This is a genomic window from Oleiphilus sp. HI0086, assembly GCF_001635225.1.
The window spans coordinates 1-6,701 of record NZ_LWFZ01000680.1 but is presented as its reverse complement, the minus strand read 5'-3'; the positions used below and the strand labels follow the sequence as shown (position 1 = coordinate 6,701).

General features: G+C 41.3%; 6 protein-coding genes. 5 read left to right on the top strand and 1 reads right to left on the bottom strand.

Annotation, left to right across the window (positions count from 1 at the left end; translation table 11 throughout):
- From A3756_RS10305 to scpB, 3 genes are all read left to right on the top strand, one after another.
- Window positions 1–1,057 (top strand): tryptophan--tRNA ligase (locus A3756_RS10305; RefSeq protein ID WP_068553451.1); only part of this gene is annotated, 1,057 nt, incomplete at its 5' end.
- A 26-nt stretch (window positions 1,058–1,083) separates the two neighbouring features.
- Window positions 1,084–1,878, top strand: coding sequence for a ScpA family protein (locus tag A3756_RS10300; protein WP_068511048.1), 795 nt, complete (start codon window positions 1,084–1,086; stop codon window positions 1,876–1,878).
- Between the two features lie 11 nt (window positions 1,879–1,889).
- Window positions 1,890–2,576 (top strand): SMC-Scp complex subunit ScpB, encoded by a 687-nt coding sequence (scpB, locus tag A3756_RS10295; RefSeq protein WP_068511046.1) that lies wholly within the window; start codon window positions 1,890–1,892, stop codon window positions 2,574–2,576.
- A 26-nt stretch (window positions 2,577–2,602) separates the two neighbouring features.
- On the opposite strand, the gene A3756_RS10290 is transcribed toward scpB, so the two are convergent.
- Window positions 2,603–3,988, bottom strand: coding sequence for an anthranilate synthase component I family protein (locus A3756_RS10290; RefSeq protein WP_082865192.1), 1,386 nt, complete (start codon window positions 3,986–3,988; stop codon window positions 2,603–2,605).
- A gap of 102 nt (window positions 3,989–4,090) precedes the next feature.
- Between A3756_RS10290 and A3756_RS10285 the strand changes: the two genes are divergently transcribed.
- Window positions 4,091–4,621 carry a hypothetical protein gene (locus tag A3756_RS10285; protein ID WP_068553449.1) on the top strand — a complete coding sequence of 177 codons (531 nt, stop codon included), beginning with the start codon at window positions 4,091–4,093 and terminating at the stop codon, window positions 4,619–4,621.
- Window positions 4,622–4,988: 367 nt separating this feature from the next.
- Complete coding sequence (locus A3756_RS10280; RefSeq protein WP_068553448.1) at window positions 4,989–6,362, top strand: DUF6160 family protein; 1,374 nt, start codon at window positions 4,989–4,991, stop codon at window positions 6,360–6,362.
- Window positions 6,363–6,701: the final 339 nt, after the last annotated feature.

Genomic DNA, 6,701 nt, shown 5'->3' with positions numbered 1-6,701 from the left:
TTATGAAGACCCTTTCATGATCGAACAGAGCGTGTGGGATATGGTGATCGATTGGCTTGCTGCGGGTATTAACCCAGGTTCAGCGACAATGTTTGTTCAGTCTATGGTGCCTGAACATGCAGAGTTGCACCTATTGTTGTCAATGATGACGCCTTTAGGTTGGCTGGAACGTGTACCAACTTACAAAGACCAGCAAGAGAAGTTGAAAGAAAAAGATTTGGCAACTTACGGTTTCTTAGGTTATCCATTATTACAAAGTGCTGACATCTTAGTTTATCGTGCGGGTTTTGTTCCTGTTGGTGCTGACCAGGTAGCTCATGTCGAATTGACGCGTGAAATTGCTCGTCGCTTTAATCATTTATATGGTAAAGATCCGGGTTTTGAAGAGCAGGCTGAAGCAGCGATAAAGAAAATGGGTAAGAAAAACGCCAAGCTTTATCGTAATTTACAGAAGCGATTCCAAGAACAGGGCGACGATGAGGCTTTGGAAACTGCAAGAGCTTTGATCAAAGACCAGCAAAATATATCACTAGGCGATCGTGAACGCTTGTTTGGTTTTATTGAGGGAGGCGGTAAAGTGATTCTACCTGAGCCTCAGCCATTATTGACTGAAGCATCGAAGATGCCAGGTTTAGATGGTCAGAAAATGTCCAAATCTTACGGCAATACTATTGGCTTACGTGAGGATCCGGATTCGGTTACTCAAAAAATACGAACCATGCAGACAGACCCACAACGTGTACGCTTATCTGATCCGGGTGATCCAGATAAGTGCCCTGTGTGGAAGTTGCATGATGTTTATTCCGACGAAAGTACTAAATGCTGGGTTCGTGAAGGTTGCACCAGTGCAGGCATTGGTTGTTTGGAATGTAAGAACCCAATAATTGAAAAAGTGCTTGAAGAGCAGCGCCCAATTCGTGAACGTGCTCGCCAGTATGAAGAGAACCCAGAATTAGTGCGTAGTATTTTATCTGAAGGTGCCGAGCGCGCGCGTGACGCAGCAAAGGGAACGCTTCAGGAAGTTCGACGTGTAATGGGTTTATCTTTCGGCGCGTAAAGTGCTAGAAGATAGGGGGCTTGAGTATGTCAGCTGTGCAACAAGAATTACCTTTGGCAATTGTCGAAGGTAAAGTTGTAAGGGATGTCCCTCAAGACCTCTATATTCCCCCCGATGCTTTATCGGTTATTCTCGAAGCCTTTGAAGGCCCGCTAGATCTGCTCCTGTATTTGATACGACGCCAAAATATGGATATTCTGGCAGTTGATGTGAGTGAGATAACGCGTCAGTACATCGAATATATTCAAGTTGCGAAAAAGATGAAGTTCGAGCTGGCTGCTGAGTACCTACTCATGGCTGCGATGTTGGCCGAGATCAAATCTCGAATGTTATTGCCTAAAATTTCGCATGAAGATGACGAAGAAGAAGACCCACGTGCTGAATTGATTCGTCGCCTTCAGCAATATGAACGCTTCAAGAAAGCAGCTGAAGATTTGGATGAGTTACCACGCGTTGATAGAGAAATAGTTCCTGTTCATATCAAAGCAGAAACCAGTTCTGACGGAAAGATACATCCTGATGTCTCGCTAAATGAGTTAATTCAGGCACTTAATTCTGTTCTGCAACGCTCTGATATGTTTGTAAGCCACCATATTGAAAAAGAGAAGCTCTCAACTAGAGAGAGGATGACAATTATCTTATCTAAGGTAACGCCCGAACAGTTCGTCCCTTTCGCTGCGCTCTTTAGTCCAGAGGAAGGGCGAGATGGTGTTGTGGTAACATTTTTGGCAATTATGGAATTAGTTAAAGAGCAGTTGCTCGATTTTGTTCAATCAGAAACCTTGGGGCCTATTCATGTTCGGGCGCGCGGAGCACAATAAAGAGCTTTGAAATGGTAGACATTAAAGAGTTACTTAGTTCAAATAGCGAAGATCTTACTAATGTAGGGAATCAATACACCTATAATTCACTTGAGCCCACCGTTGAAGTATTAAAACCTATTGTCGAAGCGCTTCTGTTTTCAGCAGGTAAACCTTTGTCTATCGATGCGATTCAAGCTTTATTGGAACCTGACCTTACGCCTACCAGGGCAGTGTTTCGCTCCGTATTGCAAGAAATTGAGGAAGACTACAAAGGTCGTGGTGTTGAGTTGGTTGAGTTTTCTGGCGCTTATCGCTTTCAGTCCCGGCCTTCAATGAGCGAGTGGGTACAGCGTTTATGGGAAGAACGACCTCAAAAGTATTCCAGAGCACTTTTGGAAACATTGGCCTTGATTGCCTATCGCCAACCGATTACGCGTGGCGATATTGAAGAAGTTCGGGGGGTTGCAGTCAGCTCTACCATAATGAAGACCCTGCTAGAAAGAAATTGGGTGCGAGTTGTGGGTCATCGCGAGGTTCCCGGTCGACCAGCAATTTATGCAACGACCAAGCATTTTCTTTCCTATTTCAACCTAAGCAGCCTTGATGACCTGCCAACCTTGGCCGAAATTCGAGATATTGAGCTAATTTCCAAAGAATTAAATGCACAATTAGAGCTAGTCGGCACCGAAGATGAGTCAGTAAAACAGGACGATTAGCTCTATATAAGGAAGGCTCTATATGCTTATTCCGAAATTCCCGTTAAATTACTGACCTTAGTTAAACTTTCTAGATACTCTTCTTTACAGTTTGAGTCGTGAACGATTCCGCCGCCGCCCCAGCAATGTAATTTATTTCCCGAATGCACAATGGTTCGAATAAGTATATTACTGTCAAAATTTCCATTTCCATTTAGATAAAAAATTGAACCGCAATAGGCGTCTCTGCCGGAGCCTTCTAACTCATTAATAATTTCCATTGACCTAATTTTAGGAGCTCCCGTAATAGACCCACCTGGAAAACAGGCAAAAAATGCATCTAATTCGGTAACATCCTTCCTAAGCCTCCCTTTTATATGGCTAATTAGGTGATGTACATTCTTGAAAGTTTCAAGTTCGAATAGCTTTTCCACCTTAACACTGCCTAATTCACAAACTTTGCTTAGGTCGTTACGAAGTAAATCAACAATCATTAAGTTTTCGGCTTGGTTTTTTGTGCTTTCTTGCAATTTTTGCGGGGCTTCAGCTTTATTTGTATTCTGAGCGGTGCCCTTTATTGGTTTTGTGTTTATTTCTTTATTCTTGATTCCAATAAATTGTTCAGGCGAGAAGCTTAATAACTGTTGATCGTCACTAAAAGAGATGAACGCTGAATAAGGCGTATCGACTTTTTCTCTGAGTTGGAAATACAAAGGGAGTGATGGGTCATCAAAATCTGCTTCAAAACGCTGAGTTAGATTTACTTGATAACAGTCTCCGGCAATTATGTAGCTTTGTATTTGCTCAAAAGCTTCTGAATAACGCTGATATGAAATGGTCTTCTGCCAGTTAGGCTTGTTAGTTTGCTGCTTATGTTTATATGTGGCGTTCTTTTCGTGGGTATCGGAAATAATATTTTCAATCTTGTCTCGCAAATCGAGAGGGCAGCGTGGTGAATACGTTAGATAACCGCGCTTTTGTTTTTTGTCATGAATATAAGACCAGGTATATTCACCTATATATAGAAGGGGGAGTTTACTTTCTTCCATTAATTGAGGTGCTTCAATAATATTAAGAGCCCCATACTCATAACTTGAGTATCCAATTAACCCTGCTGTAAAAGGTAAATCTGAAAATATTGATGGGATTTCTTGTTGCTCGTAGTTAAGTGACTCATGAATATTGCTTGGCTTAACTAGGTTTGGAGTGTGAGATAACTCTGCTTTATTTATTGTATGAGTAAATAAAGGCGAACCGCTAATAATATTGAAGCGACCTTTTGACTCATCAACGCCGCTATCTAAAAAGATTGAATGGGGGAGGGAGGCTAACAAGGCATGGCACTGCGCTTCATTAAGAATAATTTCCTTTTGTAGCCACTTTGCCGGGTGTTTTGTTTGATTTGTTTGGTAAGCTGTTTCAAAATTCTTCATTAAGTTATCGCAAAATTAAATTCTATAAGAATGTATATGGACATTTGTTCGACACCCGATAATTTATCGCCGTAAAATAAAACATAACAATTGGAGTTTTTAATGAAGCGTTCATTCTGCTGCCTTTTACTTCTAGCGCTATGCGTTTTGTCTTGGGTTTCTCCCTTGCAGGCTGAAGATTTTAACTCTTTAAAGCGTGCCAAGCTAACAGAAGCGCAATCTGTAAACCAACTCAAATATATGATGGTCAAAGGCTTTGATAGAATTAAAAAGGAAGTTGTTAAAAACGGTTCTTTCCCTCCATTTGGCTTGACGCTGTCTCCTGATGCCGAGTTTAAAGCAGTCATTCCAGATATTGAAGCAAAACTACCTTCACAGGTTGTTCTAGTAAAACTCGCTGAAAGCATGGCAGCTATTGCTCAAACGCGTTCAATGTGGGCAGTTGGTATTATGTATATTAGGGCCATCAAGCGAGATGACGGTACATATCTCCAGAGAATTATCGTGATGACAGAACATATTGCTGGTTGGGCTCGCCATTGGGCATACCCTTTTAAGATGGAGGATGGAGAGTTTAAATTGGGTACCCCTCAAGAATTGGAAGTAAAGCCGGTTTACTTTACTAAAAAATAAAAGCCTTGTTTTATTAAAGCCGCCTATAAAGGCGGTTTTTTCGTTTAGGGGCTCTATTTAACTCAATATTTTGTATTGTTTTTCTTTATGTCGACATTTTTTTCTTTCTTAAATTCTAAAATACGCCCGAAAACAGCCTTCAAATGTCAAATTCTGTTAAAAACCCTTACATTTCTGCCTAAAGGTTACTCTCCGTAACTTTTTGTGAAAGCAATCACGGTAAATAGAAATCAAAATACATATTATGATCTCACTGGCGAGCAACACAGCTTGTTAGAAAAAAATGAAATCATATAAATCAAATGATCGCGTTAAGACACATAAGTCTAAGACAGTTTTAACGTAACCTAAATATTAGGAGAATAATATGAAAGGCCTGAAAAAAATCGCACTAGTTTCTGCAATCGCTGCTGCTTCTGCTGGCGCACAAGCTGAACTTAAAGCTCTAGACGACTCAGCAATGGGCGAGCTAACTGGTCAAGCTGGTTTGACTATCGATATAGAATCTAAAGTTTCTATCGGTCAGTTCATGTATAAAGATGCTGGTAGCCTATTCATCAACGATATCAAAATCGGTGGTAACCAAAATCTTACTGATGACCCGAATAACCTAGCAAACAACACTGACATGCTTGACAATATCCGTATGAACATCGATATTGCTGGTTCCGCTGCTACTGGCGAAAACATTTTAGATCGTGGTTTGTCTGATTTTTACGGTGCTGAAGGTCTAGCTGCATTGGCTCTAGCATACGGTGCTGTAGATGACGGTCGTCTAGCTGCTTTGGCTGGCGGTATCGAAGCTAACGCTGGTGGTGCATCTTTGACACAGCTAGAAGCTAACAATGTACAATTTGATCCAGTAAATGCTCCTGGTGTATCTGTTGTTCAAGCAATTGCAACTGCAACTGGCGGAACATTCGTTAAGGGTCGTGTTGGTATCGAAGACGGTGACTTGTTAATTCACGAAATCGCTACTGATCCATTGGCTGCTCTTGTCAGTGCTGATGACCTTATCGCTGGCGGTGCTACTGCACTTAGTGGTTACACAACTCAACAAGTTATCGACGCAGCTGTATCAGCGGTTGATTTCAAATACGAAATCGGTGCAATCGGTATTGCAGAGTCTTCTTACCAGGAAGGTGCAGATCTTACTACTGCACAAACTACTACTTTGATCAGTGACCTAAGCATTGCTGGTTACTTGGGACACAAAGATATCCATATCGAAAACAATGGTAATGGTTTCGGCGCTACTGACACTGATGGTAACGGTCGTATCTCTAATGCTGAAGCTACTGATGTTGCTACTGGTTCTACTGGTTACGGTGATGCGAACTCAAAAATCCACATGGATAGCTACTTCAACATCACTGATTTAGATGTTTACATCGATATCGCTGGTGTTCAGATCAACGATCTGAAAATCCACAACCACCGTGGTGACACTTCTGGTCTAGACGGATTGAATGCATTCGGTTTCGCTCACTCAATGCGTGACATTTACGCTGTTAAAGACGCAGTTCTTGATCTAGGTTCTGTTGCTTTGAACCCAGCTGGTCAAGTTTTCCAAGGTACCAACACAAGAGAAGGTTATGTTGACGGTATCGCAATCAACACTACTTCTAAGTTTGACCTAGATATCGGTTCATTGTCTTTCGGTGACACTGGTACTTCTATCGGTAAAATCTACTTGACTGATGTGACTAACACTACAAACTGGACTATCTCTGCTCACTAAGATCTTGATCTTAGCTGAAGCTGGATACGAAAGTGTTTAGTTAAGTTAGAAGCAAAACGAGAAACCGCCTCACATTGTGAGGTGGTTTTTTTAGTTTCTGTTGTCTGTAAATTCTGTTGGCAGGGAAATGTGGGGTAGGCTTTTGTGGCTAAAAGTGTTTGTTATGAAATTCCGTTCACTGCCTCGTTCACATTATAAAAAATGCCTAACAAAAGTCACAAATTCTACTGATTCACTGTAGACATTCTTCTCTCGCCCAGATAATTTATATCCACAACAGTTTTATCTCACCGTTATAATAATGATTGGAGTCTCTATATGAAGATGTTGAAATTTGGT